Genomic DNA, 1,027 nt, shown 5'->3' on the forward strand with positions numbered 1-1,027 from the left:
GACCGACACGCTGGAGGGTGGCACCGGCTCTGACACGTTGAATGCGACGGGTGGCAATGGCAACCTGCTGCGTGGCGGGGCGGGCGACGATGTGCTGATCGGCGGCTGGGGGTCTGACATCCTGCAGGGCAATGACGGCGCGGACAGTTTCTCGGGCGGGACCGGGGCGGACGATCTCTACATCGACGGGCAGGACACGTTCTTCGACGGCGGCGGCGGCTATGACCGGCTGATCGCGGTGGACCCGGGCGGCGTGAACGTGGCGCTTGCGGGCACCAATATCGAGCGGGTCATCGGCGGCAGCGGCGATGACGCCTTCGACGGCACGGGCGTGGCCCTGGGCCTCGTGATCTCGGGCGAAGGCGGCAATGACACGCTGACCGGCGGCTCGGCCACGGACCAGCTGTCGGGCGGCGCGGGCGACGACGTGCTGATCGGCGGCGACGGGGACGATTTCCTGTTCGGCGACGGCGGCTCGGATTCCTTCGAGGGCGGGGCGGGCGACGACCGGTTCTTCGCCGAGAGCACCGACCAGTCCTTCGACGGCGGGGCCGGGTATGACCGCCTGTTCCTGCTGGACAACGGCGATTTCAGCTTCTCCCTGGCGGGCACCGGGATCGAGCGGGTGAATTCCGGCGACGGCAACGACGTACTGGACGCCACCGGGGTGACGGACGCGGTGGTTCTGTCGGGGGCCGGGGGCAACGACGTGCTGACCGGCGGGTCGAACAACGACGTGCTGGCAGGGGGCGACGGGCAGGACACGCTGGAGGGCGGCGCCGGGTTCGACTCGTTCTTCGGCGGGGGCGGGGCGGACAGCTTCGTGTTCGAGGACGGCAGCGGCGTCGACTTCATCGTGGGCTGGGAGGACGGGCTCGACCTGCTGGACTTCAGCGGCCACTCGCAGGTGAACGGGCTGGCGGACCTGACGATCACCGACAACGGCGTCAACAGCCGGATCGAGTTCGCAGGCGGCGACGCCATCATCGTCATCGGATATACCGGCGGCTTCGACGGATCGGATTTC

The 1,027-nt window shown here is 69.4% G+C and carries 1 protein-coding gene; it reads left to right on the forward strand.

The genetic code is table 11. From position 1 onward, the window contains the following. Nucleotides 1-1,027 (forward strand): calcium-binding protein (locus tag KUV65_RS18000; RefSeq protein WP_222192117.1); only part of this gene is annotated, 1,027 nt, incomplete at both ends.

The sequence above is a fragment of the Maritalea mobilis genome (genome assembly GCF_019800885.1).
In the GTDB taxonomy this organism is placed as follows: Bacteria; Pseudomonadota; Alphaproteobacteria; order Rhodobacterales; family Rhodobacteraceae; genus Roseibacterium; species Roseibacterium beibuensis.